Below are 25703 nucleotides of genomic sequence, written 5' to 3'. Positions count from 1 at the left end.
AGCTTGCTGTATTGTAATCCCTTTATCTGAATATTAAAAAACAATTTTTTCAGTATGTTCAATGCTGACAGGCATGCCTAAAGCGAGTGACTGCTGAGCCGCCCTTGCTATACGTTCCGCCTGAAAGCCGTCATCGCCGGTGCAGGCAGTCTCCCGATTGGTTTTGATCGCGTCTGCAAACTGAAGAATCTCTTCTGTGTAGGCTTCCTTATAGCGTTCAAGAAAAAAGAAATGCGGTTTATCCTTCATGACAAAGTCAGCGGTGGACACTTCTACCGTCGTCGGCCTGCTGTTGTCCGCTGTTGCCGAGCCTTTCGTGCCGAAAACCTCGACCCGCTGGTCATATCCGTACACAGCTTGACGGCTGTTGTCTATCACACCCATGGCACCGTTTGCAAATGTCAAGGTAATGACAGCCGTATCAATGTCCCCCAGCTCTGCAAAGGACGGATTCACCAAAGCCGCTCCTTTTGCATACACTTCCGTCACTTCACTTCCCATGATGTATCTCGCCATATCAAAATCGTGAATCGACATATCGATAAATAAGCCGCCTGATGTGCGGACATAATCAACATTCGGCGGTTCAGGGTCCCGTGACGTAATTTTTAATAAATGAGGAGTGCCGATTTCCCCATTTGAGACAATGGTTTTGATTTTCTTAAAATGAGGGTCGAAACGGCGGTTAAATCCGACTTGCAGCTTAACCCCATGTTTCCGCACGGCCGCAAGTGCCTCCTTCGTTTCATCGGGAGAAAAACTGATTGGTTTTTCACAAAAAATATGTTTTTTCGCCTCAGCTGCTTCTCTGATGATTTGCGCATGTGTATTTGTTGGCGAACAGATAAATACAGCGTCAATATCAGGATCAAGTAATAAATCTCTATAGTCAGCGGTTATGTATTCAATGTGGTGACTGGCAGCCCAATCCTGTAACCAGCTTGCAGAAATATCAGAAACCGCTTTTATTTTCATATGAGGAATCCGATGTATATTTTGAACATGAAGTTTGCCGATGCGCCCTGCACCGATAATTCCTGTCACCATCTGTTTCGTCATAGCGTGTTCCCCCTTGATAGTTTACGAAAGCGCTTTATTTAAAATTAATAGTATCCCATTTGTAAGCGCTTTTCAAGGAGTGGAATAAACGTTTTCATGTCTCTTTTATCACAATCAAAGCTTATAGGTAGCCTTCTTTCCCAAGACCAGATACACTATATTTAGGCTCTTTTTCCTGAACAGTTTTGGATTTTCTTATAAACAACTGCATAAAATAGAGCAAAGAAGGTGAATGAAATGCTGACAAAAGCAGAGGCACTGGCCCATTCAGTCATATACCGCCAAAACAGCAGATTTGATAAAGTCAAAGAGAAACCCGAGGAATTAACATTGATCGGCAAGGGACGAAGCGCCTATGTGTTTGCCATAACAGAAGGTGACCGGAAAACGGCGCTGAAGGTATTTTTTCCGGAGTATCAAGCGACAGCCGTCAAAGAAGCAGCGATTTATGAAAAATTAGCCGGATCCGCATTCTACCCTGACATTTATGAAACTGGTGATTCATTTATTTTAATGGAATATATTAAAGGCGATACCTTTTACAACTGCCTGAAAAAAGGCATCGCGATCAGCGACGATATGATTCAGCAGGTAGAGGACGCACTTTCTGACGCCCGTGCAGCCGGCCTCAACCCGTCAGACATTCATTTGCGCAATCTGATTCTGACAGAATCCGGAGCAGTGCGGGTCATTGATGTTGCGAGATTTGAACAGACGAAAACGTGCACGCAGTGGGACGATTTAAAAACGGCGTATCATACGCTTTATAAAAAGCCGATTTTCCCGAAAAAAATCCCGGGCTTTTGGCTTGAGGTTATTGCTTTTTTATATAAAAAAGATTGGTTTCAGAAGCACTTTGCACAACGGAAAAGAAAATATTCTTCATAGAAAAGGCAGCCGCATATGCGGCTGCCTTTATCATTTTATTTTTACTTTCTGACAGCAGAAATTAAATTCATTTGTTCAGGCGACAGCTTGATGCGATACCCTCTCACACTCAAATAAACCGCTTCTGAGTTCTTTTCGCTGGAATGACAATATGTGTTTTCCATTTCTGTCTCCTCCACCCTTTATCTATTTTCTTTTATCATACCTGCACTTTATTGAGGAAATTTTAAAGAAATGTAAAGATCGTATAAAGTCCGTGATGTGGTAAAATGGGAGAAAAAAGGGAGATAGTCACATCAAAACACGCAGTAAAGTCCTTCTTATAATATTCTCATGTCTTCTGTTTTTTGGCGGTGCCGTCTATTGGATGTTTTTTCCACTGAAAAATGTTCCGTAAGGCAGCCTCGTACAATCAGTGGAATCGCCTGACGGAAGCTATACGCTAAACACTTATGTATCCAAAAATACCTTAAGCTCAGATGCCGCCAGAGGCGAACTCGTGAATGAAAAAACACTTGTCAAAAAAACAATCTATTGGAATTATCCTGACAGCAGACCATCTGTTAAATGGTTGAACAACAATACAGTAAAAATCGGCAGCCAGACTTTACATCTCAATATCGATGAAACTTATGATTGGCGAAAGGATGATCATTGGATTCGTGAGGAACCGCCGCAAGCATCAGTGAGGTGAGATAATGAAAGATCCTTATCGCTTTGCCTTTTATATACGCAATGGCAGATCTTGGCTATTTATTTCTCAAGGACTGTTTCACAATTGGTGTCCACATGCCTTTATAAACAGAAGCGCGGCGTACTTCATACGCTGCGCTTTTTTCACCCCATTCTCCCCTCTCATGATCATTACACGTTAAATAATGTGACAGATTAATTGTAAAAATAGTTCAATTAACCCAAAATCCTCTTTATAAAAGCAATCGAAACGACGTGAGGAGGAAGCTTGATGGCAGATTTTGTTGCTAGTTTAAACGCGATCTTATGGAGTACACCCGTCATTTATATTTTATTAGGAATTGGATTGATCTTTTCTATTGTGACCCGTTTTTTACAAGTCAGACACATCAAGGAAATGATTGTGCTGATGTTTCAAGGCAAGAGCTCAGAGGCAGGGGTATCTTCTTTTCAAGCATTATCAATCGCGCTGTCCGGCAGGGTGGGGACCGGAAACATTGCAGGTGTGGCAACAGCAATTGCGTTCGGCGGACCCGGCGCGGTGTTCTGGATGTGGGCCATTGCTTTTATCGGTGCTTCAAGCGCCTTTGTCGAATCTACTCTTGCCCAAATTTATAAAGTGAAACAAGGCGGCCAATATCGAGGCGGACCCGCTTATTATATAGAAAAAGGATTAGGCATTAAGTGGTTTGCTGTTTTATTTGCGGCTGCGGCCCTTATTGCAATGGCTCTCCTTATGCCAGGGGTCCAGTCCAACTCCATTGCAGCGGGCGTCCAAAATGCATTCGGCATCTCTCCTGCCATTACTGGCTGTTTTCTTGTTCTCTTATTAGGTTTTATCATTTTCGGAGGTGTAAAACGCATCGCCAGTGCCGCACAAATGATTGTCCCGTTTATGGCAGTCGGATACATTCTGCTCTCTCTGATCATCATTGTGATGAATATTTCTGAACTGCCTGCTGTCATTTCTTTGATTTTCAGAAGCGCTTTTGCGTTAGATTCCGCATTCGGCGGTCTCATCGGCATGGCCATTTCATGGGGCGTCAAACGAGGCATTTATTCAAACGAAGCCGGACAAGGAACAGGCCCTCATCCCGCTGCCGCCGCAGAGGTATCTCATCCGGTAAAGCAAGGATTGGTTCAGGCATTTTCTGTTTATATCGATACTTTATTTGTATGTTCCGCTACAGCATTCATGATTTTATTTACCGGTATGTACAATACACAGGCTGCCGACGGTTCATTTATTGTCAATCACCTGAAAGGTGTAGAAGCTGGACCGGGCTTCACTCAGGCCGCCATTGACAGTGTGCTGCCCGGCTTTGGTGCAGGCTTTGTCGCTATTGCTTTGTTCTTCTTCGCTTTTACAACCATTATGGCTTATTACTACATCGCTGAAACAAATATCGCATATTTAGCGAGAGGCAGAGAAAGCAAGTGGGCAATGCTCGGCTTAAAAATGATCATTTTAGCCGCGACATTCTACGGTGCTGTCAAAACCGCTACACTTGCTTGGGCATTAGGTGACGCGGGACTTGGCATTATGGTTTGGCTGAACGTCATTGCCATTGTTTTGCTCGCCAAGCCGGCGCTTATTGCGTTAAAGGATTATGAGCAACAGAAGAAACAAGGCTTAGACCCAGTCTTTGATCCTAAAGCTCTCGGCATCAAAAACGCTGATTTCTGGGAGAAAGAATACACACACGAAAATGAGCGCGTCTCTTAAGACGAAAAAAGACCGGCCTGAGATCACTTCGCGCCGGTCTTTTTTATATTACTGGTAATTTGTATACACTGCCTGAACATCATCATCGTCTTCAAGCGCATCAATCAATTTATCCAGTTTTTCAACAGCCTCATCATCAGCATCTGCATATGTTTTCGGAATCATGGTTACTTCAGCTGAATCGACTGGATAATTTGCTTCAAGTGCTGTTTTTACCTCTTCAAAACGTTCAGGCGCTGTTAATACCTCAAAGTATTCATCCTCTGTCTGCAGCTCTTCGCCGCCCGCTTCTATGACATCAAGCATCAGGTCATCCTCTTCTATTTGCCGATGTGTACGGTCAATTGCAATGTACCCCTTCCGCTCAAATAAAAATGCTACACATCCGCTTTCTCCGAGACTTCCGCCGTTTTTATTGAAAGCTGTCCGCACATTTGTCGCCGTACGGTTTTTATTATCAGTTAAGCACTCCACCATGACGGCAACCCCTGATGGGCCGTAGCCTTCATAGGTGATTTCCTCGTAGCTGCTGCCGTCCTGGCTTCCTGCGGCTTTTTTTAGGGCACGGTCTATATTATCATTTGGCATATTGGCGCCTTTTGCTTTTTCAATCACAAGCCGCAATGCTGAATTTGCTTCAGGATCGGCTCCGCCTTGCTTTGCTGCCACATAGATTTCTTTAGCAAGCTTCATAAATACTTTTCCGCGCTTTGCGTCTTGCGCATTTTTTCTTTTTTGGATGTTTTTCCACTTAGAATGGCCAGCCATGCTTTCACCTTCCTTGATATTTCTATGTACACTTTAATGGGTATTGCAAGCCGTTGTAAAGAAAAAGACCGCCGGGAATCACTCTCCGGCGGCCTTCTTAGTCCTAGCGTCTGTTCATTTTATGAAGTCTTGTGAACAGTCCTTTATCTGTAGATACTTGAACGTCACGGCCATCCGCATAGTTTCGTGCGGCTTTTTTGACATTTTGCCTGTCAGACTGTGTGAAATCAGCGTGGCTTCTGACTGCGATGACTACTTTGTCATCCGTTACCATCACTTGTGTGTCGTTGACGTTTTTGACTTGTTTCACACGATTGGCGATTTTTGCGGCAAGTCTTCTGTTCTCTTGGTTATCATACCCGTTGTTGTTCGTCCCATTTCGGTTCATGTTTCTGTTATTTGTGTTGTTATATGTTCCGTCAGTTGCCAATGGGACGCGATCATCTGCAGTAACACGGTCGTTTACATTGGTTGTGTTTCGGTCACGGCCGTTCTGGTCCTCCATCAATTCAGAGACCGGGCCGTCGTGATCCATCCCGTCTCCCTGTCTGTCAGCGTCATTCTCATTTGTATAATATCCGATTGGACGGGTATTGCCGTTATTACCGTTATTACGAGTATCATTAAGGGCATCATTATTTGCGCCGCATGCTGTTAATCCGGCTGTCATCAAAATGAGGCCTGCAATTGTTAACTTTCTACCCAATGGAAAAACCCCCCGAGGACTGATTGAGCATGTTGTGCTCGTTTTTATCATGTGCATCAGGGAGATATGTTAAGCGTGTCAGTTATGACCATTCGACGATTGTAAGGCAATACAAAAAAAGGAACGATTTACATCGTCCCGAACAATCATTCACTTTCTTCTTCCGGCCGTCCAAACATCTGGTTTGTTGAAGGCTGATTCGGCATGGAAGTTCCTGCTGCATACGGATTCGGATTTGCTCCTCCGTAAGGCATATAAGGAGTTCCATATGCTCCTCCCTGATATCCAGGTGCTGAGAAGTATGGCTGCTGATCATCGTCACACCCGCAATCATCATGATCCTTAAATGGCGGCATATAACCATGTGCCACATTTGGCTGATAAGCACCCATCACTTGAGGAGCGCCATAATAAGGACCATATGGCATATGCCCATAAGGAGATCCATAAGCCGGCGATGCATATTGAGGCGCGCCGTGCGAAGGCTGATATCCGTAATGCCCGTGATGGCTGTTTTCATGATGCTGGTTATCATATTCACCCGGATCATATTGCGAAGGTGATACAAAACTTGGCTGGAAGCCATAAGGCTGATGCATCGGAAATGCATGTGCAGGATAGTATGGGTAGCACAGGCCGGATCCAGGCAGAACCGGTGAGATAGGAACCGGACATGGCACAAAATGGGCTGGATACGGATAGTATGGCTGAACTGCCGGCATATTCGGAACAGTGTGGTGGATGTTTTCTTCTTCCATACCGCCTACATCTGGCGCCTTAGGCGTATTAGGCATATTCGGATAATTTGCATTCTCCATATTACTCATTGCCTCCTGTTGTGGAAATTGATCTTGCATGTCATACATATGATCTATATTTCCGTCATGATGCTTTTTAGGCTCCTCCGGTTTAGGAGGTGACCAAGGCTGAAAAAGCTGATTCATATCATAATAATCGTTCACATCAGCTTCAGGATACACATTATCATGCAAATTCGGCATCGGCGGGACAAAAGGAACAGACTGCTTTTCTTTCGGTTTTGTGTCTTCTACGTCGACAACGGATTTAGGCTTCTCCTTGGAAAATGGGTGTTCTTGCTTCTCATCCCCGACTGCCGCCGGACTTTTGCCCGCTTTTATCTCTTTTCTGACTGGAACACCCCCAGACGGCACTTTTATTTTCATTCCAGGCATGATTAAATCTGGATTGCTGAGCTGCGTATTGAGTTTTTTTACTTCCTCAACATCAACTCCGTATTTTTCAGCTATTTTCCAGAGTGAATCGCCTTTTTGAACGATATGGATTTTCAACGTTTTCCCCTCCTATGCAAAACGTGAACAGTTCAGTTGTGATTACAATATGTTTCTTCACAACATATGCCTGATCAAATGAAATTATGAGTATAGGAGGGGAAATATTTCTGATTTACGTGATGGAAAGCATTCGATTCAGCGCTAGAAGGGCATCGTCCTGAATGACTTTCGGCACTTTGATCACGCCTGCTGGTTCTCCTTTTTCTATTTGCTCTAAAGACCAGAGCAAATGCGGGAGGTCAATTCGATTCATCGTCAGACATGGACACATATCCGGATTGAGTGATTCAATTTGTTTGTCGGAATGCTCTTGAATCAGTCGCTGAACAAGATTCATTTCTGTACCGATTGCCCATTTGCTTCCCGGCTGAGCGTGGCTGATTGTATCAATAATATATTTCGTTGATCCGCTGTCGTCACTTTGCATTACGACTTCATGGGAGCATTCAGGATGAACAATGATCCTGATGTCAGAATCTCGTTCTCTCAAATCATTTATATTTTTCACGGTGAATTTTTCATGAACAGAGCAGTGGCCTTTCCAAAGAATAACCTTGATATCGTTTTGTTCTGCCTCGTTCTCTAATTGATCCTGAATCGGGTCCCAGACAGCCATGTCCTCAAGCGGGATACCAAGTTCATAAGCGGTGTTCCTTCCTAAATGCTGATCGGGCAGAAATAAAATGCGTTTTTTCTGTGTAAACGCCCATTCAAGCACTTTTTTTGCATTGGAGGAGGTTACAGTCGCTCCGCCGTGCTTTCCGACAAATGCCTTGATCTCCGCTGTAGAATTCACATAGGTTAATGGTATGATCGTGTCGCCGAATATATGCTGAAGTTTCTCCCACGCCCTGTTCGTCTGCTGCATGTCAGCCATATCAGCCATAGAACAGCCCGCTCTCATATCTGGCAGGATGACCGTTTGGTCCGCACCTGTCAGCATATCAGCAGTCTCTGCCATAAAATGTACGCCGCAAAATACAATATATTCCGCATCCTTATTTTTTTCCGCCATTTGGGCAAGCTGGAGTGAATCGCCCGTTTGGTCAGCAAATTGAATTACTTCATCCTTTTGATAATGATGGCCTGGAATAAACAACCTGCTCCCGAACTTTTCCTTAATCGCTGCAACACGTCTCTCCATCTCTTTCATTGACAGCTCTTTATAATGGTCAGGCATCATTTCAAATTGTTTGATTGCATCAAGAATTGACATAACCGCATTCCTCCACTGACTGATTTGTTAACGCCACATCCATGCTGATATCTAAGCTTTTGACCGAATGAGTCAGAAAGCCTAAGGAAATATAATTCACACCCGTCCCTCTAAAAGCGGGCAGAGATTCTAATGTAATTCCTCCGGAAGCTTCGGTTTTAATGTGATCCGGTGTGATATTTGCAAAATGGCGGACAGTGTCAGGCGGGCAATTGTCAAACATAATGACATCAGCTTCAGCAAGAATGGCTTCTCTGAGCTGCTCCTCAGATTCAATTTCCACTTCAATATTCACCATGTGCCCTGCAGCCTTCCGCGCTTTTTCACACGCCTTTACAATGGAACCGCAAGCTGCAATGTGATTATCTTTGATCATGATTCCGTCGTACAGGCCGAATCGATGGTTATATCCTCCTCCGACCCTGACCGCATATTTTTCGAGCATTCTTAACCCCGGCGTCGTTTTCCTTGTGTCACAAATCTTAATCTGTTCATCATCAAGCCGTTCAACAGCCTGCCTTGTCATCGTCGCAATACCCGACAGCCTTTGAATAAGATTTAATACTACCCTCTCTCCAGAAAGAAGAGCAGCGGCCGGCCCGCGTAAGACGGCAATCACATCACCCTTTCGCAAATGATCTCCATCTTTTTTGGGTAAAAAGGTCTGAACCTTTTCATCTAATAAAGCAAAGCCTTCCTTAATCACCGCAGCTCCGGCGAAAATGCCGTCTGACTTTGCAACAATTGAGGCCTCACAGTTCTGTCCTTCAAAGATGGACTGTGATGTAAGATCTCCCGTCCCTATATCCTCATGAAAAAAGTGATTCAGCAATTTTTTCAGCTGTAAATGATTCATTTCTCCAAATCCCTTCGTTTTTTCTCATTTTGGTTCTCTTTTTTGTATGGACAATTTGTTTTCCTTGCCAGCCTGCATCAGCCTGAGGAATATCAATTCGAAAATGCGCCCCCCTGCTTTCTTCCCGCAATAGAGCAGACGAAGTCATCAGCTTTGCAACCTGCCACAAGTGAGAAAGCTCCAGCTGCGGAATTGTGATATCCTTCACATTTATCTTCTGAGATGGGAGCCCATAAAGCCAATTGCTCATCCCCATCAGTCTGTCTTTTTCTCTTACTATGGACATGTCGCTTGTCATTCTGTTTTGCAGTTCAGAAAGCTCGATATTCGGCACCTCATAAACTCCGCTGGTTTCACCGTTGAATTGACTATACCTGTTATCAGCCGGTTTTCTCATGATATGTTCTGCTGCTCTTTTACCAAACACAAGTGCCTCCAGCAAAGAATTGCTCGCAAGACGATTGGCTCCGTGTAAGCCGGTGCATGCTGTTTCCCCTATCGCGTAAAGCCCGGGTACAGTTGTTTCTCCCCACCGATTGACTGAAACGCCTCCCATTAAAAAATGCATTCCCGGCGCAACAGGTATTTTTCTTTTGCGAATATCAACCCCTGCCTTTTCGCAAATAGAGGTGATTGTGGGAAAACGCACTTCGAAGTCAGAAATAGCGCTGCAATCGATATACACACGTTTTCCTTTTACTATTTCTTCATGAATCACCCGCGAGACGACGTCCCGTGGTGCTAAATCCTCCAGCGGATGCCGTCCGGCCATAATACGGCGGCCGTTTTGGTCTGTTATAAAACCGCCCTCACCTCTGACTGCCTCTGAAACAAGCCCACACGAGACGCCATTTTTGACAAGAAGTGTAGGATGAAACTGGGTAAACTCTAAATCAGTTAATTCCGCTCCGGCCCGGTAAGCAAGTGAAAGACCATCACCCGTGACAGATGGATCGTTCGTATGGTGCTGAAACAAGCTTCCGCATCCGCCAGCTGCCAGCACAACCTCATCCGCATGCCGCAAATTGATCCGGCCGCGGCTGTCTTTCGTCACTACACCGGCACAGCGCCCATTCTTCATCAGCAAATCAACCGCTGTTTCATTCTCGATGACTTCGATTTGGCTATTGATTTGTTTCAGCAAGTAATCAATGAGCATGCTGCCTGTAGCGTCTCCGCCTGCATGAAAAATGCGGTTGTGCGTATGGGCTCCTTCCCTGCTGAGGCTGACTTTGCCTTGTTTATCCCGGTCAAATGGAAAGCCATTCTCCAAAAAATTCTCAATGATGGTTTTTCCATCAAGTAAAACGTCTGATACGATGTTTTGATCGTTATGTCCGCAGCCTGCATATAACGTATCCTCCATATGAGACGCAATCGAGTCATCTTTTGCATAAGCCGCCGCAATTCCGCCCTGTGCATGTCTTGAATTGCTGTTTTTTGTGCTTTTTTTCGTGATGACAGTCACCTGGTATGATGGCGGAAGTGCAGAAGCCAGGGCAAGTGCCGCCGCTCCTGAACCAATGACCGCAATCGTCTTTATAGACATATGCCACCTCCTGTTGTTTACACCTGTCTTGACACCTATATTTACACAACGATAAAATAAACTCAAGAGTTTTTTATGAAGAACATATGGAGGAAAGACCGGATGATTTATTTAGATTATGCAGCAACCACGCCAATTTGCGAGGAAGCACTGGACGTATTTCAGAAGCTCAGCATTGATATGTACGGGAATGCCAGCAGCTTGCATGACGCTGGGGGAAAAGCAAATCATATACTGGAGTACTGCCGGGAGAAAATAGCTGACATAATCGGCGGAGAAACAGGCGGTATATATTTTACAAGCGGCGGCACTGAATCCAATTTTCTTGCCATTCAATCTTTGTTAAACGGCCTACCAAAAACAAAAAGACATTTTATTACGACTGCCATGGAACATCAATCAATCCATAACTGTGCTGCTTTACTGCAGAATCATGGCTTTGACGTGACAATCATTAAGCCTAACGAGTACGGACTTATTACCGAGGAAATATTGGCAGCTCATATTCGCCCGGACACAGGCCTGGTTTCTATTCAGCATGCCAATTCAGAAACAGGAATTATTCAGCCCATTAAACACCTGTCATCGTATCTTCACAACAGGCAAATTCTTCTTCATTGTGATGCGGTACAAACATTCGGCAAACTGCCCATCCATACTGAAGAAATGGGGGTGGATGCTCTCTCTATTTCCAGTCACAAAATTCACGGCCCTAAAGGAGTCGGAGCTGTCTATATTCGGCCGGACGTCAATTGGAAACCGGTGTACCCTGACACCGTTCATGAGAATGGGTTTCGAGCAGGCACGATAAACGTACCGGGTATCGGAGCCTTTACAGCGGCAGCGGAGCTGATCGTAAGTGAAATGGAAAGTCAGATATCCCATAATCAAATGTTAAGACAATACTTTTTAGAACAAATCCGTATTCGGTCTCTCCCTCTAACCCTTGCGGCAGATGGTGCAAACACAGAATGTCTGCCCCATATTATCGGGTGTTTTTTTGGCTCATTTGAAGGACAATATGTTATGTTAGAATGTAATCGGAATAATATTTGCATTTCAACGGGCAGCGCTTGTTCTGCAGGTTATCACGGGCCGTCTGAAACGATGAAAGCGTTAAGAAAAACAGAACAGGAAGCCCTGCAATTTATCCGCATCTCTTTCGGAAAAAACACAACAACTGAACAGCTGGATATGTTATTACATACGTTTACAGCGCTTTTGGAACAAAGGAAAGGAGAATATCATATTGACCGAAGAATTAAAGCTCTTGGGCGCCAATAGGCGTGAGCAGCTTCTTTTGTGGCTGAAGGAATCCACATCGCCGCTGACAGGAGGAGAGCTCGCAAAAAAAGCAAATGTTTCGAGACAGGTGATCGTTCAGGATATCTCGCTTTTAAAAGCGAGAAACGAGCCGATTATCGCCACAAGCCAAGGCTATGTCTATCTCGACGCCGCCGCTCAGAAGCATCAGCAGGCAGAAAGAATCATAGCTTGTCTGCACGGGCCTGAACGGACAGAAGAAGAATTGCAGCTCATCGTGGATGAAGGGGTAACTGTAAAAGACGTAAAAATTGAGCACCCTGTATACGGAGATTTAACTGCAGCGATCCAAGTCGGCACGCGAAAAGAAGTCGAACATTTCATCAAAAAGATCAATTCCACAAATGCCGCCTATTTATCACAGCTGACAGATGGTGTGCATCTTCATACACTGACAGCACCCGATGAATATCGCATTGATCAAGCCTGTCAAGCACTCGAAGAAGCCGGTATTTTGATTGAAGACTAAAAAAAGCCCTAATAGGGCTTTTTATAATTGATAAGATTGATATGTACCAAGCAGCTTTACTTTGCATCCGAGCGCTTCAAGCTCCTGCATAGCCCCAGGGATTAATACTTCATCAAACGCCTGTTCAATATCAATAATAAAGAAATAATTCCCTAACCCGGTTTTGGTCGGACGGGATTCGATTTTTGACAGGTTTAAGTTTCTCCAAGAAAAAGCAGACAGCACTCTATGCAGCGCTCCGGACTGATCATCCTGCGGAAGCATCACCATCAGTGTTGTTTTTGGTCTTGAATTCAATTTTGAATTCACTTCAAAGGTTATATTTTCATCAGGAGACAGAATGACAAATCGCGTATGATTGTCTCTATAATCCTGTATATCCCGTTTTACGATTTTTAATTCGTATGTAGAAGCCGCCATTTCATTGGCAATCACCCCGATATTCAGCTCGGGATGGTCACTGACAAACTTTGCCGCCGCTCCGGTTGAATTGGCGTATTCATACGGCACAGAAGAAAAATGCCGATGGAGAAATTTATGGCACTGCGCAATCGCATGTGAGTGAGAATAAATTTTGTCTAGATCTTTCCACGCATTTTCTCTGGAAGGATGAACGAGTAAGTGCTGATGAATCGGTAATGTCATTTCACCTACGATGGGCAGAGGCTGTTCATGTATTAAATAGTCTATTGTTAAATTTACTGATCCTTCTAATGCGTTCTCTAAAGGAACAAAAGCAAAATCAACCTCACCTGCGACTGCCGCATCTATACATTCCGGTATCGTGCGGTAAGCAACATGCTCGGCGCCATTTTGGAAACAAGAACTGACTGCTAGATGTGTGAATGTAGCTGCTGGACCTAAATAACCGACTTTCATGACAATATTCTCTCCCCTTACGCTCCTGAACCTAATATTTCAACCTTTTCTACAAAGTCAAACTTTCTCATCTTGTTCATTAATGTATGAATATCCTCTTCCATTGCAGATGTACTGATAGACAGCGTTACGTTTGCTCTCCCTTGAAGCGGGATGGTCTGGTGAATGGAAAGAACGTTGCTTCCAGAGTCAGCCACCGCCTGAAGGAGCTGAGATAACGCCCCGGAGCGATCCTCTAAATGAAAGAAAAGTGTGATAATTTGCTCTTTAACCATTGTATAAAAAGGAAAAACGGCATCTCTGTATTTATAAAATGCACTTCTGCTTAAATCCACCTTTTGAACGGCATCTGCCACTGATTCTGCTTTTTTTCGATCCAGCAGTTTTTTGACTTCCAATGTTTTTCTCATCGCATCAGGCAACACATCTTCACGGACAAGATAAAACGTCTCCTCTTTCACTTGCATCCCCCCTTTTGAAAATAGAGAGCCTGATATCCAGGCTCTCACCCATCATTAATCAATAAATTCAAATTCGAATTCAAGAAGTCTGATAATGTCTCCGTCTTTGGCCCCGCGTTCTCTGAGTGCTTCATCAACACCCATTCCCCGCATCTGTCTTGCAAATCGTTTAACAGATTCATCACGTGAGAAATCAGTCATCTTGAATAACCGCTCAAGACTGTCTCCTGAAAGCACAAAGACTCCGTCAGGATCTCGCGTAATGCTGAATGGCACTTCTTCATTCTCCATCGTGTACATAACACGGTTTTGCGTAAGCTCTTCCTCGTCATACAGCGGGAATTCCGGAGTGTTTTCCAGCTGATTGGCAACTTCATACAGAAGCTCGCGAAGACCTTCTCTTGTCACTGCACTGACCGGGAACACCGGATAATCATCCGTCAGCTTTTCTTTAAACCCTTCAAGATTTTCCGCCGCCTGCGGCATGTCCATTTTATTTGCGACAATAATTTGCGGGCGCTCAGTGAGACGCAAATTGTACTCGCTCAATTCCTGATTAATTGTCACATAATCCTCATACGGATCGCGGCCTTCCAAGCCGGACATATCAATGACATGAACGATAACACGGGTCCGCTCAATATGGCGCAAAAATTGGTGGCCAAGCCCGACGCCTTGATGAGCCCCTTCAATCAGTCCAGGCAAATCGGCTATAACGAAGCTCCGTCCATCATCTGTTTCGACCATGCCAAGATTCGGAACAAGTGTCGTAAAATGATAATCCGCAATTTTCGGTTTTGCAGATGAAACGACGGACAACAAAGTCGACTTTCCTACACTTGGGAACCCGACAAGCCCGACGTCTGCAAGCACTTTTAATTCAAGAACAACATAGCGTTCTTTTCCCGGTTCACCGTTTTCTGAGAGCTGAGGTGCGGGGTTCGCCGGTGTGGCAAAGCGTGAGTTCCCTCTTCCGCCTCTTCCGCCCCTTGCGATGACAGCCTGCTGTCCATGTTCGGTTAAATCGGCAATGACCTGTTTTGTATCATCGTCTGTCACAACAGTGCCAGGCGGAACTTTAATGACCATATCATCAGCATTTCGTCCATGCTGGTTTTTTGACATGCCATGCTCGCCGCGAATCGCTTTAAAGTGTTTTTTATATCTAAAATCCATAAGAGTACGGAGACCTTCGTCCACTTCAAAAACGACGTCTCCTCCTTTTCCGCCGTCGCCGCCGGCAGGGCCGCCTTTCGGCACATATTTTTCACGGCGAAACGCAACCATCCCGTTGCCTCCGTCGCCGCCTTTTACATACACTTTCACCTGATCTACAAACATAATGTCCTCCGTTCTAAACCGTTAAAAAACTCCGCTAGTTCAACCCAATTTCAATCAGACATTCGTGACTTGTGATCTCAAAACGCATGATATCAAAGTCCTCATATCCATTTTGCCGAAAATCGTCAAAGGCAGATATATTGGCAAAAGTGCCGTGAAAATCAAGGTACAGAATCAGCTGTCTGTCAGGATGATCGGTTTGAAGCGAAACGGTTAAATGATTTTCACTGCCTCTAGTGACTGCTTGTTCAAACAGATCAAACAGCTTTCTCATCAGTTTCGCCAATTTTTGATCATAAGCTGACAAATCCTTAATTTCCCCGAGAACTTCATATTCAAGTGTCATACATTGGGCTTTCCAATTAAACGTAAGAAAATCAAACGCTAAATGCGGTGTTTTCAGGTTTGAGAGCTTTGATTCGTGCTTAGCGTCTATCACCATTTCTTCAATGATTTCAAAGACGCGGTCATACTTCTGCAAGCTTAAGTTTCCTTTAATTAGCTGCAGCTTATTCATCCAATCATGCCGGGAATGGCCAAGAAGATGAATCAGTTCATTTGTTAAAGCCGTATCGCTTATATTTTCTTCTTGATTTTTTGAAACATCCTTCATTTTCGCACTCCCAATCATTTGATTTCTTATTTAGGAGTCTGTATAAGTGTGTATTATGAATTATAACAGAGAAGGCTTTGATAGAAAAACAATTGTTTTTCCCAGAAATATCATGTTCCTTTTTTCTGGCTTCGGTTGATTTTCAGCCAGGCAGAACATTTTATGTATTACTGCTTGGGGAACATATCCAGTGGGTTTGAGACATTCGTTCTCATTCTTGGCGGGGTCTGCTCGCACATACTCTGCATAACATTCTTGATGCTTACTCCGCATATTGCAAAAAAAACTCCAGTCATCATCGACCGGAGTTTTTGAATCATTATTGAGCTACAGGATATACGCTCACTTTTTTGCGGTCACGGCCGAAACGTTCGAATTTAACAGTTCCGTCGATTTTCGCAAAAAGAGTGTCATCTCCGCCGCGGCCCACGTTTTCACCTGGGTAAATTTTTGTTCCGCGTTGACGGTAAAGGATAGAACCGCCTGTTACGAATTGACCGTCAGCACGTTTAGCACCTAAACGTTTAGCCTCAGAGTCACGTCCGTTCTTTGTAGAACCTACTCCTTTTTTAGAAGCGAAAAACTGAAGATCTAATCTAAGCATGTAGCTCACCTCCTATATTATGTTTGTGGTCACACGCAAGTGATCTTTATAATCCCGCTCAATTGTCTCTAACGAAACAATCATGCCTTCAATCAGCAACTGAGCTTTTTGGCGCGCCTCCGGATCGAGAGATTCAGGGAATTCAAAATAGAAATAACCCCCATCTTCTCCTATATCAAGAAGCGGCTCGAAGCCCGCCAGCGCGATGACCGCGTTAACGGATCCAAACACAACGGCTGTTACTCCGGCACAAACGAGATCTTGTCCATGTTCAGCAAAGTCGGCGTGGCCCGTCATTTCAAAAGACAATAAGCTTTTGTCAGTACGGGACCTTCTGATTGTTGCCTGAATCATGCTTACGCGTTGATTTTTTCGATCGTCACTTTAGTGTAAGGCTGACGATGACCTTGTTTTTTATGAACGTTTTTCTTTGCTTTGTATCTGAAAACAGTGATTTTTTTCGCGCGGCCTTGTTTTTCAACTTTAGCCGTTACTGTTGCGCCTTCAACTGTAGGGTTGCCGACTTTCACATTGTCTCCGCCAACAAACAAAACGTCTTCAAAAGTAACTGTTTCACCTGCTTCAGCAGCAAGTTTCTCGATGTAAACAGTTTGGCCTTCTTCAACTTTAATTTGTTTACCGCCTGTTTTAATGATTGCGTACATTCTCTGCACCTCCTATTAGACTAAGACTCGCCAGATACCAGGGGGCTGTAAAACAACTCTTAACACCTGTACTGAGCGGTTGTAGCATTGGTGCTACATCCATAACATTAAAAAATATATCAGAATACAAGGCGTTTGTCAATCGATTTTAATAAGGGAGCAGCAGCTCTTCCATGGAGGAATTTGTCCGCTTATCAGCAAAGTAGGCATGCAGCACTTCATTCTCATCCAGCTGGCTTAGCTTCTCTCCGGATTTTTCTATAATAATGGGATGCTTGCAGCCTCGTTTGAATTCCGCCATGACATGATAGACTTTGTCCTCAGCATTAACGGTAAGCGGTAGCAATTTTTCAAGCTCGCGGTTTTTCCCATAATATCTTTCCAGGAGAAACCTCACATGGATGTAGTGTCTTTGCCTGTACTCCTCAAACAAAGAAACAGCCAGAAAGACAAACAAAACCCATGCGCTGATTTGCAGAGGAACCGCAAATAAAACCCAGCATGCGAGAAGCAGGCAGCACACAAGTGAAGTCTTTAGATTCAGCCGGTGCGCTTTTTGAAAAGACAGATGCTTTGAAAAAATTAAAAATAACAGCTTGCCGCCATCAAGCGGCCAAATCGGCAGCAGATTCACAAATAAAATAGCTAGATTATAAAATGTAAACAGTTCAAAGGTCTGCTGATCAATTATTGAGAGGCCTGCAATTATCCAAGCCGCAAGCTGGAGCCAAATGTGCTGAAGAGGTCCGGCAATAATAACCGCAAACTCTTCCTTTAACGGCCGATTTCCGTGCTCTTCCACTTCAACTGTTCCTCCAAATGGTAGCAAAAAAACACGCTTGATTCTCCAAGAAAAAAACACGGCCAGAGCGGCATGCCCCAGCTCATGGATCAGAACAATCACAAGCAAACACAGCAATGCTTTCATATGCCCTGTAATCAGCCCCAGCGCCATGATAATCCAAAGAAAAGGATGAACATGAATTTTCAAGATGAGGTCAAGCCATTTATTCAAATGAGATCACCTGAATCGGATCAATAAATTTGTCGCCGTCTTTCATGGCAAAATAATAGAGCCCTTTGTTATGATCATCGAGTTTAATCGAACCGAGCTTTTTGCCTTTATCTACAAAATCATATAAAGCGACATCCACGTCTTTCAGTTCACCATAAATGCTGTAAGTATTGTCAGCATGCTGCACTTTCACTGTCAGCCCCGTCTCACCGTCTTTACTGACTTCAACAACATAGCCTTCTTTTATACAATCGATTGTATCGCTGCTTGTTTCGACTTTAATGCCTTCCCCGTTGTCCTGAAAATCCTGCTGAACTTTACCAGATGCGGGTGCGACGAGATCCTGACCCACTTCAACCTGCTGTTCCTTATTTTTCTTTTCAGGAGCGAGAAATGCAAGCGGGCTACCAAATTTCGTTTCAAACCAATGGCTTGCTGAAGCAAATTGAAATTCTGTTTCGAAGGTTTGTGCAACGACCGGCTTGATCTGGCTGACGGGTCCACTATTTGTTTTATAGGCTATAGCAGAAACAAGAACAAGGCAGGCCGATAGAAGACATTTCAGAATAATTGAGTCTGTTTTCACCAAAGGGTGTCTTCCGCTGAAATTCGAATTGCCATCCTCATATACCGGGAGGGTTCCATGTTTTTCCTGATCAGACATCATGACCCAGGACGGCGTTTTTTGCTTTTCGGAACCTGTCTGAGTAGGGAAACGTTTTGAGCCGGAAACCTGTTTCCTTCTTTTCTCTAATCGTTTTCTGATTTCATCTGCTCTGTGACTCATTGCCATCATCCTTTGCATTCGTTGGGTTTGTACATCATATGTCTTGTCCACGGCAATTATTCGATTTACCTTCAGCACAGAGCAGTCAGAAACAAAAAAACCTGACACAGCATTTGCTTTGTCAGATTCTTCTCTTTTATTCTATGAAATTATGATCTTACTCCGAAAAATGACTTAATCTTAGCCATCATTCCCTTGTTTTGCTCTTCAAGCACCTGCAAAGGAACAGATTCGCCTAAAATGCGGCGGGCAATATTGCGATATGCGATGGAAGCGCGGTTTTTCGGGTCCATTGCAATCGGTTCGCCATGGTTAGATGCCTTAATGACTTCATCATCATCGACAACGATACCGAGCAAATCAATCGACAAATGCTGAACGATTTCATCGATATCCATCGTGTCACCGTTTTTCATCAGGTGATTTCTGATTCTGTTTACAACGAGCCGCGGCGGTTCAATATTTTCTTCTTGCTCCAAAAGCCCTATAATGCGATCAGCATCTCGCACAGCTGAAATTTCAGGCGTTGTGACCACTACCGCCTTGTCAGCCCCAGAAACGGCGTTTTTGTATCCTTGCTCAATTCCTGCGGGGCAGTCTATGATGACATAATCAAATTCCTGCTTGAGCTCTTGGACCATAGTTTTAATTTGTTCAGGAGCAACAGCCGTTTTATCACTCGTTTGAGCAGCGGGCATTAAATAGAGCAAATCATCAAAACGTTTATCCTTTACGAGCGCCTGATGCATTTTACATCTGCCCTCTACAACGTCTACGAGATCATAAATAATTCTATTTTCAAGACCCATTACTACATCCAGGTTGCGCAGTCCTATATCAGTATCTACTAAACATACACGCTTCCCTAAAATGGCTAAGGCGGTACCGAGGTTAGCAGATGTTGTTGTTTTACCTACTCCGCCTTTTCCCGAAGTTATTACGATAGCCTCACCCAATTCACATTCCTCCCTCAAGCCTTGTTAGATCAGGTCTTAAATGAGCCAAATGTTGAAGGCGTTCAATGACCATATTTCCGTCTGTATCTAAATAAGCACATTCCATTTCGTTCCCTTTTTGAATGTGGTCTGGGGAGCGATTTAACACGTGATTGATTCTTAACTGTGTCGGCAGCATTTCAGAGGCAGCAATGACCGCATGATTATTTCCGTTAAATCCGGCGTGGGCAATCCCTTTCAGCGAACCCAGAACAAAAATGTTTCCGCCGGCTCTGACTGTCCCGCCCGGGTTCACATCTCCGATTAGAAGCAAATCGCCCTTCACCTCGAGCACTTGGCCTGAACGGACAATTTTTGAAACAGAAATAATTTCAGCTTCCTCTTTCATACGCTGTGCTTCTTTTTTAGTAATGACTTCACTCTCAATAGAATGAACAAACAAATCTTTCTTTGACGCAATTAATTCGGTCAGCTGTTCCTCTTGCTCCTGATATAAGCAGCGATTGCCCAGCTTAATGTGAACGCTGATTTTTTGGCCTTTTCCATCTGTATATTGTTCAATTGACAGCATATTCTGAAGACCATCGAGAAGCTCATCAAAAGAACATGCATCATCAAGATGCAATGTCAAACCATTCTTTGTTCCTTTTATCGTTACATATTGCTGCTTTTTGGTCTTCACAATATTCACCTCAACAACATACTCATTTCGTCAAAAAAAGATAAAATCCTTTTTACTCATCTCTCAATTCTTTCTTTAGACTCATAAAAAATAATCTAAATGGGAGAACCAGGATGAGTGCGCTTATCATATTTAATAAAACTGTCGGTATAAACCGGTCTAGCACAAAGCCATTAAACGTCATAATGTCTTTGTGAATCAGTGATTGAATGCCGAATACATAAAATTCAAGCAGGCAAACTGCGAGAACAGCAATCAGGATGACGACAAAAGCGTTTGTGTGCAGCACTTTAAACGCTTTTGACGCCAAATAGCTTAGCCCCGCAAAGCCAAACATATAAACACCTAATAGACTTGTATAATTCATATCATATAGAAAGCCGAAAATAAAACCGTAGATCACCGCGTGTTTTTGATTGATAAAAGCCGACATAAAAATCAGCACAAGCATCAGAAAACGCGGGACGAGCACCTGGTCGTCCGTGACGAACGGGAAATGCACCAGATCAGTAAAGATGCTTTCCGCCGAAAAAACCAACATCATAACGAAAGGGAGAAGGAAACGTTTCACGATCCTTCCTCCTCTGTATCGACAGTCGGCACATCACGATTAACAACGATCACATTATTTAAATCAGAAAGATCAGCCGCAGGTTTTACATAGGCAACTTTCGTTAATCCATAAGAGTCAGACTCGATCTCAGTCACTTCACCGATTGTCAGCCCTTCTGGAAATACGCCTCCTGTGCCCGACGTTTCGATCAGATCGCCTTTTTTCACATCTTGTTTATCCTTGCGTTCGATTATGGTCATCTTAAGCCGTTTTTTGTCTTTATCATAGCCTTCGATTAAACCGTAGCCTTTGCTGCCTTTTTTCCCGGAAATGGTTGTTGCGACTCTGTTATTCCGGTCAGTATCGCTTAAAAGCTGGACCGTAGACGTAAAGTTATTAAGGCCGGAGCTTTTAATCTTCCCGATTAATGCGCCTTTTTCGTTCGTTACAGCCATATCTTTCGCTACGTTTTGCTGAGTCCCTTTGTTAATAGTCACCTGCTTCGCCCAGTTATCAGGACTTCTGGCAATGACTGTCGCCAAAATCGGCTTGTAATCTTTTATTGATTTCACATGGCCGAGTTCGTCACGCAAGGATTTGTTTTCGTCTTCAAGTTCTTGGAGCTTGGCTTCATATTTTGTCTGTCCGTCAAGCTTTTCTCTCAGACGCTCGTTTTCTTCGTATGTGTTTTTTAAATCACTAATGTTCTCAAATATCCCTGCAAAAAATTCGGCAGGCGTATGAAAAATGTTTTGAAATACTCCCGTCGTATCACCGATCAGTTTCTCAGGCCAGGTGGTATTACGGCCGTCCTTCAGCGAAAATCCAATCATAGCCACCAATATGATAATACACAGAAGTAATAGCATTAACCGTTTATTCGGCATCGTGTTACACCTCTTCTATTGAACTCCCGATTATCTTGTTTTTCCTTTGAAAAGATGGATGTGCTCCAGTGCTTTTCCTGTACCGATCGCTACACAATCAAGCGGGTCTTCAGCGATAAGGACCGGCATTTTTGTTTCTTCGCTGATGACTTTGTCCAAATTACGAAGAAGCGCTCCGCCGCCGGTTAACACAATACCTCTGTCCATGATATCTGCGGCAAGCTCAGGCGGTGTTTTTTCAAGTGTGCTTTTCACTGCCTCTACAATAGTTGACACAGTGTCACGCAAAGCATTAGAAATTTCTTTTCCAGTAATTTCGATCGTTTTCGGCAGACCTGTCAGCAAGTCACGGCCGCGGATTTCCATTTTATCGGATTCTTCTGCGGATTCAGCAGAGCCGATATCCATTTTAATCGCTTCAGCAGTGCGGTCCCCGATCATCAGGTTGTATGTTTTTCTGATGTAGTTGATAATTGCATCGTCCATTTCATCACCGGCAACGCGGATGGATTGAGATGTTACAATACCTCCGAGGGAAATAATCGCAACTTCTGTCGTTCCGCCACCGATATCAACAACCATGCTTCCAGTCGGTTCCCAAACCGGCAGATTGGCGCCGATAGCCGCAGCAAACGGTTCTTCGATCGGATACGCGTCACGCGCTCCGGCTTGTCTTGTCGCATCGATAACAGCACGCTCTTCAACCGCAGTAATGCCGGATGGCACACAAACCATCACATAAGGTTTTCTGGCAAACATGCCTTTATTTTTAATGGCCTGATTGATGTAATATTTCATCATGGTAGCCGTCGTTTCATAATCAGCGATAACGCCGTCTTTCATCGGGCGAAGAGCTACTACGTTTCCAGGAGTCCGTCCGATCATATTTTTCGCATCATTTCCGACAGCAACAATCGATTTCGTATCCGTTTGCAGAGCAACGACTGACGGCTCTCTCACAACAATTCCTTTACCTTTCACAAAAACAAGCGTATTCGCAGTTCCAAGATCTATACCAAGGTCTCTTGTACCAATTCCAAACATATGTATGTATCTTCCTTTCTTAAAGCAAAAATACCCTAAAGGGAAAAACTCATAAACTCTATTATAGCTTAATTCGACGAAAAAAAAAGTGTTACAAATATCCTTTTTCCTTTAAACTCACAAATTTTTTGTCGCCAATCACCAAATGGTCAAGCAGCTCGATGCCAATCAGGTTTCCGCATTCAAACAGCCGTCTTGTCACTTCAATATCTTCCCTGCTCGGCGTCGGATCCCCCGAAGGATGATTGTGGATACAAATAAAGGAAGCGGCAGATCGTTTGAACGCTTCTTTAAATACCTCCCGGGGGTGGACAATAGATGAATTCAGACTTCCGATAAAAACAGTGCGTTTATGGATGACTTGGTTTTTTGTATTTAAATATAAACAGACAAAATGCTCCTGGGTTAAAAAGCGCATATCCTCCATGACCAGGTTTGCGCCGTCTTCCGGGGAGCGGATTACAAAATGTTCTTCATTGGCTAATTTATGAATACGGCTTCCCAGTTCAACTGCTGCCAGTATTTGCACAGCCTTCACCAGACCGATTCCCGGGATGCTGGACAGCTCCTCAACGGAAGCTTCTTTCAGCAGACGCAGCCCGTCAAACGAGCGCAGAAGCCTGTTTGAAAGGTTCATAACAGACTCGTTCTTTGTGCCTGTCCGCAATAAAATAGCCAAAAGTTCGTTGTTTGCTAAGTTCTCGGCTCCGACTTTCAGCAGCCGTTCTCTAGGTTTTTCTTTCTTTGGGAAATCTCTGAGCTTTAATGGCAGATCGTGTATGATCAAGCCCTCCTTTTCTTTCCCTTCCCGTTTATAAAAATCGTCAGGCTTCTACATCAAAATCCTTCAGAACTCTCATTGTTTTTGATATAGGGAGCCCTACGACTGAATAATAATCTCCGTCTATTTTTTTTACAAAAAGTGCGCCTTTTCCTTGGATGCCGTAAGCACCTGCTTTATCCATCGGTTCTTTCGTTTCAATATAAGTCCAAATATCTTCTTCACTGAGGGGCCAAAACACAACCTCAGTCTTATCATAGAACGTTTCGCTGTGATTTGCGGCTTGAATACTGACAGCGGTTATCACTGAATGACTACGGCCGGAAAGCCTGCGAAGCATTGCAGCGGCTTCTTCTTGATCTTGCGGTTTTCCAAGGCACTCACCGTCAAGACATACCATTGTATCAGCACCGATTACGATTGCGCCCGGATTGAGATCGGCCACAGCCTTAGCTTTTTGTTTTGCCAACCATTGGACGTTTTCTTCAGGTGAAAAGTTTCGAATTAATTTTTCCTCTACTTCACTGACAATAATGGTGTAGGGGATCTGAAGCAGATCGAGGAGTTCTTTTCTTCGCGGAGATTGTGATGCAAGTATAAGCGGCTTAGCCATGTTCGTCATCCTTTCAGGGTTTGCTTAAGAAAAAAAGATACTCATTTATCCTACCAAATCATGAGGCTCGCCACAATTTCAGAAAAATAACTTTTTCATGACAAAATAAAAAAAGCCTGTCACTAAGGACGAAGGCTCAGGCACTTTCTATTATTTAATTACGGCTAAAAGCTGCTGCTGAGCCTTCCATCCGGCTTCAGCACTTGGGTCCTCTAATTCCTTTAACGCCTGCAAAACTGCTTTTTTCTCTCCCGTTTCAGCCGCTTCTGATTCACCGAGCGACTTTTCTATTTTTTTAACACTTGCTTTTGTGATATCTTCTCCGAGGATCGCCTTTGCAGAGAGCTCTGCTGTTTTCTTGAAAGAATCTGTCATATCCGACTCTATTGATAAGGATAATTCCTTGCCTCCCCAAGCTTCAAAATCGCTGTCGATCAAAAGCTGCCCTAACTGCTGTGATACCGCCTTATCATTTGCCAGGCCCGCAATGACATACGTGTACCCGTCATCCTTCGACAGGGAGACGGCGGAATATCCTTTTTCAGTCAGCTGTTCAGTTAACGTCTCAGCACCCTTTTCATTGGAAAACTTTCCTGCTTGAACTGCATATGTTTTATATGTACCTTCCGTTTGTGCCGCTTGTTTTTCTCCGCCGGTGCTTTGTTTCTCCGCAGATGTATCTCCTGCTTTTGCCGTCTGGCTGCCTAAAGAATCATCTAAGGAGGCTGGCGCCGACGCTTCTTTATTGCCTGATATATTCAATGCGAATAGCCCTAAGCCTGTGCCTAAAACCGCCGCAAAGGCAATTGTCGCCGCCACTCTTTTTACCGGCTTGGCCGACCCTGACTTTCCTTTTGAATAGAGCTTCGATTTCTTCTTTTGATAAGGCGGTACAACTTTGGGGTCATCTTTAAACACCTTATCCTCGTCTGAATCCCAGTTGAATTCATCTTCATCAGTATGTTCATGGGATGCCGCAACCTCCTGCTCCGCCTTTCTCTTTTCCTCCCAATTTGAAAACGTCATGTTTTTTTCTTGCTCTGTCTCCGGTGTCTCTTGTTCGTAAACTGTTTCTTCTTTTCCATTAATCGTCACCTTGAGGGCTTTTTCTTCCGCTTTACTGATTTTTTTTTGCTTCCTTTTTTTCAATTCTGCTTCCTCCCTTCATTTGTGTGACCGTTCTTGTGGCTTTTCATGCTACACACTTTAGCACAGGCGAAAAAAAAAAGAACAAGACTTTTGTCGTCTTGTCCAAA

Annotated in this window: 31 protein-coding genes and 1 other annotated feature; of the genes, 6 read left to right on the top strand and 25 right to left on the bottom strand. The window is 43.9% G+C overall.

Annotated features, from left to right (window positions below):
• Positions 1–33: 33 nt before the first annotated feature.
• Positions 34–1059 (bottom strand): inositol 2-dehydrogenase, encoded by a 1026-nt coding sequence (iolG, locus tag MTN95_RS05340; protein WP_248337269.1) that lies wholly within the window; start codon positions 1057–1059, stop codon positions 34–36.
• A gap of 237 nt (positions 1060–1296) precedes the next feature.
• Between iolG and MTN95_RS05335 the strand changes: the two genes are divergently transcribed.
• Positions 1297–1947 carry a phosphotransferase gene (locus MTN95_RS05335; protein WP_248337267.1) on the top strand — a complete coding sequence of 217 codons (651 nt, stop codon included), beginning with the start codon at positions 1297–1299 and terminating at the stop codon, positions 1945–1947.
• 41 nt (positions 1948–1988) lie between these two features.
• On the opposite strand, the gene MTN95_RS05330 is transcribed toward MTN95_RS05335, so the two are convergent.
• Positions 1989–2111 (bottom strand): hypothetical protein, encoded by a 123-nt coding sequence (locus tag MTN95_RS05330; RefSeq protein ID WP_216394355.1) that lies wholly within the window; start codon positions 2109–2111, stop codon positions 1989–1991.
• A gap of 251 nt (positions 2112–2362) precedes the next feature.
• Between MTN95_RS05330 and MTN95_RS05325 the strand changes: the two genes are divergently transcribed.
• Entirely contained in the window at positions 2363–2641 is a 279-nt protein-coding gene (locus MTN95_RS05325) for a DUF5412 family protein (protein ID WP_227597920.1), read from the top strand.
• A gap of 270 nt (positions 2642–2911) precedes the next feature.
• Positions 2912–4366: an alanine/glycine:cation symporter family protein gene (locus MTN95_RS05320; RefSeq protein WP_248337266.1), complete on the top strand. Its 1455-nt coding sequence runs from the start codon at positions 2912–2914 to the stop codon at positions 4364–4366.
• 48 nt (positions 4367–4414) lie between these two features.
• Here MTN95_RS05320 and MTN95_RS05315 read toward each other — a convergent pair whose 3' ends face one another.
• The 6 genes from MTN95_RS05315 to nadB all read right to left on the bottom strand — a co-directional run bounded on the left by MTN95_RS05315 (position 4415) and on the right by nadB (position 10774).
• Positions 4415–5134, bottom strand: a complete 720-nt coding sequence (locus MTN95_RS05315; RefSeq protein WP_217827916.1) for a YebC/PmpR family DNA-binding transcriptional regulator — start codon at positions 5132–5134, stop codon at positions 4415–4417.
• A gap of 103 nt (positions 5135–5237) precedes the next feature.
• Positions 5238–5840 (bottom strand): YhcN/YlaJ family sporulation lipoprotein, encoded by a 603-nt coding sequence (locus MTN95_RS05310; RefSeq protein WP_059293496.1) that lies wholly within the window; start codon positions 5838–5840, stop codon positions 5238–5240.
• A gap of 146 nt (positions 5841–5986) precedes the next feature.
• Positions 5987–7150, bottom strand: a complete 1164-nt coding sequence (gene safA / locus MTN95_RS05305; protein WP_248337265.1) for a SafA/ExsA family spore coat assembly protein — start codon at positions 7148–7150, stop codon at positions 5987–5989.
• Between the two features lie 115 nt (positions 7151–7265).
• Positions 7266–8369: a quinolinate synthase NadA gene (nadA, locus tag MTN95_RS05300; protein WP_248337264.1), complete on the bottom strand. Its 1104-nt coding sequence runs from the start codon at positions 8367–8369 to the stop codon at positions 7266–7268.
• Complete coding sequence (gene nadC, locus MTN95_RS05295) at positions 8356–9225, bottom strand: carboxylating nicotinate-nucleotide diphosphorylase (RefSeq protein ID WP_248337263.1); 870 nt, start codon at positions 9223–9225, stop codon at positions 8356–8358. Before nadC ends, nadA begins: the two co-directional genes overlap by 14 nt.
• Positions 9179–10774: an L-aspartate oxidase gene (nadB, locus tag MTN95_RS05290; RefSeq protein ID WP_248337262.1), complete on the bottom strand. Its 1596-nt coding sequence runs from the start codon at positions 10772–10774 to the stop codon at positions 9179–9181. Before nadB ends, nadC begins: the two co-directional genes overlap by 47 nt.
• Before the next feature lie 102 nt (positions 10775–10876).
• On the opposite strand from nadB, the gene MTN95_RS05285 reads away from it, so the two are divergent.
• Both MTN95_RS05285 and MTN95_RS05280 read left to right on the top strand, forming a co-directional pair.
• Positions 10877–12058: an IscS subfamily cysteine desulfurase gene (locus MTN95_RS05285; protein ID WP_248337261.1), complete on the top strand. Its 1182-nt coding sequence runs from the start codon at positions 10877–10879 to the stop codon at positions 12056–12058.
• Positions 12024–12566 (top strand): transcription repressor NadR, encoded by a 543-nt coding sequence (locus MTN95_RS05280; protein WP_024122346.1) that lies wholly within the window; start codon positions 12024–12026, stop codon positions 12564–12566. Before MTN95_RS05285 ends, MTN95_RS05280 begins: the two co-directional genes overlap by 35 nt.
• A gap of 21 nt (positions 12567–12587) precedes the next feature.
• On the opposite strand, the gene pheA is transcribed toward MTN95_RS05280, so the two are convergent.
• The 4 genes from pheA to MTN95_RS05260 are packed head-to-tail and all read right to left on the bottom strand — an operon-like array spanning position 12588 to position 15860.
• Entirely contained in the window at positions 12588–13445 is an 858-nt protein-coding gene (gene pheA / locus MTN95_RS05275) for a prephenate dehydratase (protein WP_024122347.1), read from the bottom strand.
• A 17-nt stretch (positions 13446–13462) separates the two neighbouring features.
• Entirely contained in the window at positions 13463–13906 is a 444-nt protein-coding gene (thrR, locus tag MTN95_RS05270; RefSeq protein ID WP_010335153.1) for a transcriptional regulator ThrR, read from the bottom strand.
• Positions 13907–13960: 54 nt separating this feature from the next.
• The gene (gene obgE / locus MTN95_RS05265; protein WP_024122348.1) at positions 13961–15247 is read right to left on the bottom strand and encodes a GTPase ObgE; all 1287 of its coding nucleotides are present in this window, start codon (positions 15245–15247) and stop codon (positions 13961–13963) included.
• 34 nt (positions 15248–15281) lie between these two features.
• Positions 15282–15860 carry a sporulation initiation phosphotransferase B gene (locus MTN95_RS05260; protein WP_095714292.1) on the bottom strand — a complete coding sequence of 193 codons (579 nt, stop codon included), beginning with the start codon at positions 15858–15860 and terminating at the stop codon, positions 15282–15284.
• Between the two features lie 77 nt (positions 15861–15937).
• On the opposite strand from MTN95_RS05260, the gene MTN95_RS05255 reads away from it, so the two are divergent.
• The gene (locus tag MTN95_RS05255; RefSeq protein WP_125825434.1) at positions 15938–16060 is read left to right on the top strand and encodes a hypothetical protein; all 123 of its coding nucleotides are present in this window, start codon (positions 15938–15940) and stop codon (positions 16058–16060) included.
• A 119-nt stretch (positions 16061–16179) separates the two neighbouring features.
• Here MTN95_RS05255 and rpmA read toward each other — a convergent pair whose 3' ends face one another.
• The 13 genes from rpmA to MTN95_RS05190 all read right to left on the bottom strand — a co-directional run bounded on the left by rpmA (position 16180) and on the right by MTN95_RS05190 (position 25596).
• Positions 16180–16464: a 50S ribosomal protein L27 gene (rpmA, locus tag MTN95_RS05250; RefSeq protein WP_003222623.1), complete on the bottom strand. Its 285-nt coding sequence runs from the start codon at positions 16462–16464 to the stop codon at positions 16180–16182.
• A gap of 12 nt (positions 16465–16476) precedes the next feature.
• The gene (locus MTN95_RS05245) at positions 16477–16818 is read right to left on the bottom strand and encodes a ribosomal-processing cysteine protease Prp (protein ID WP_024122350.1); all 342 of its coding nucleotides are present in this window, start codon (positions 16816–16818) and stop codon (positions 16477–16479) included.
• Between the two features lie 2 nt (positions 16819–16820).
• Complete coding sequence (gene rplU / locus MTN95_RS05240; RefSeq protein WP_003222620.1) at positions 16821–17129, bottom strand: 50S ribosomal protein L21; 309 nt, start codon at positions 17127–17129, stop codon at positions 16821–16823.
• Positions 17130–17142: 13 nt separating this feature from the next.
• Positions 17143–17220, bottom strand: a sequence feature (ribosomal protein L21 leader region).
• Between the two features lie 57 nt (positions 17221–17277).
• A complete protein-coding gene (locus MTN95_RS05235; protein ID WP_105953485.1) occupies positions 17278–18144 on the bottom strand; it encodes a M50 family metallopeptidase in 867 nt (288 codons plus the stop codon).
• Positions 18137–18931, bottom strand: coding sequence for a M23 family metallopeptidase (locus tag MTN95_RS05230; protein WP_248337260.1), 795 nt, complete (start codon positions 18929–18931; stop codon positions 18137–18139). Before MTN95_RS05230 ends, MTN95_RS05235 begins: the two co-directional genes overlap by 8 nt.
• 149 nt (positions 18932–19080) lie before the next feature.
• Positions 19081–19887, bottom strand: a complete 807-nt coding sequence (gene minD, locus MTN95_RS05225) for a septum site-determining protein MinD (RefSeq protein WP_227597943.1) — start codon at positions 19885–19887, stop codon at positions 19081–19083.
• 1 nt (position 19888) lies between these two features.
• Entirely contained in the window at positions 19889–20569 is a 681-nt protein-coding gene (gene minC, locus MTN95_RS05220) for a septum site-determining protein MinC (protein ID WP_024122354.1), read from the bottom strand.
• Between the two features lie 52 nt (positions 20570–20621).
• Positions 20622–21140 carry a rod shape-determining protein MreD gene (mreD, locus tag MTN95_RS05215; RefSeq protein WP_010335162.1) on the bottom strand — a complete coding sequence of 173 codons (519 nt, stop codon included), beginning with the start codon at positions 21138–21140 and terminating at the stop codon, positions 20622–20624.
• The gene (gene mreC / locus MTN95_RS05210; protein ID WP_010335163.1) at positions 21137–22009 is read right to left on the bottom strand and encodes a rod shape-determining protein MreC; all 873 of its coding nucleotides are present in this window, start codon (positions 22007–22009) and stop codon (positions 21137–21139) included. Before mreC ends, mreD begins: the two co-directional genes overlap by 4 nt.
• Positions 22010–22039: 30 nt before the next feature.
• Positions 22040–23053 carry a cell shape-determining protein MreB gene (gene mreB, locus MTN95_RS05205; protein ID WP_010335164.1) on the bottom strand — a complete coding sequence of 338 codons (1014 nt, stop codon included), beginning with the start codon at positions 23051–23053 and terminating at the stop codon, positions 22040–22042.
• Between the two features lie 91 nt (positions 23054–23144).
• Complete coding sequence (gene radC, locus MTN95_RS05200; RefSeq protein WP_024122357.1) at positions 23145–23840, bottom strand: RadC family protein; 696 nt, start codon at positions 23838–23840, stop codon at positions 23145–23147.
• A gap of 37 nt (positions 23841–23877) precedes the next feature.
• Positions 23878–24447, bottom strand: a complete 570-nt coding sequence (locus MTN95_RS05195; protein WP_103672517.1) for a Maf family nucleotide pyrophosphatase — start codon at positions 24445–24447, stop codon at positions 23878–23880.
• Between the two features lie 150 nt (positions 24448–24597).
• Entirely contained in the window at positions 24598–25596 is a 999-nt protein-coding gene (locus tag MTN95_RS05190) for an SPOR domain-containing protein (RefSeq protein WP_105953484.1), read from the bottom strand.
• Positions 25597–25703: the final 107 nt, after the last annotated feature.

Source organism: Bacillus sp. 2CMS4F, assembly GCF_023161785.1.
Lineage (GTDB): Bacteria > Bacillota > Bacilli > Bacillales > Bacillaceae > Bacillus > Bacillus halotolerans.
Note: the sequence above shows the minus strand (reverse complement) of the source record. Positions and strands in the feature narration are given on the sequence as shown.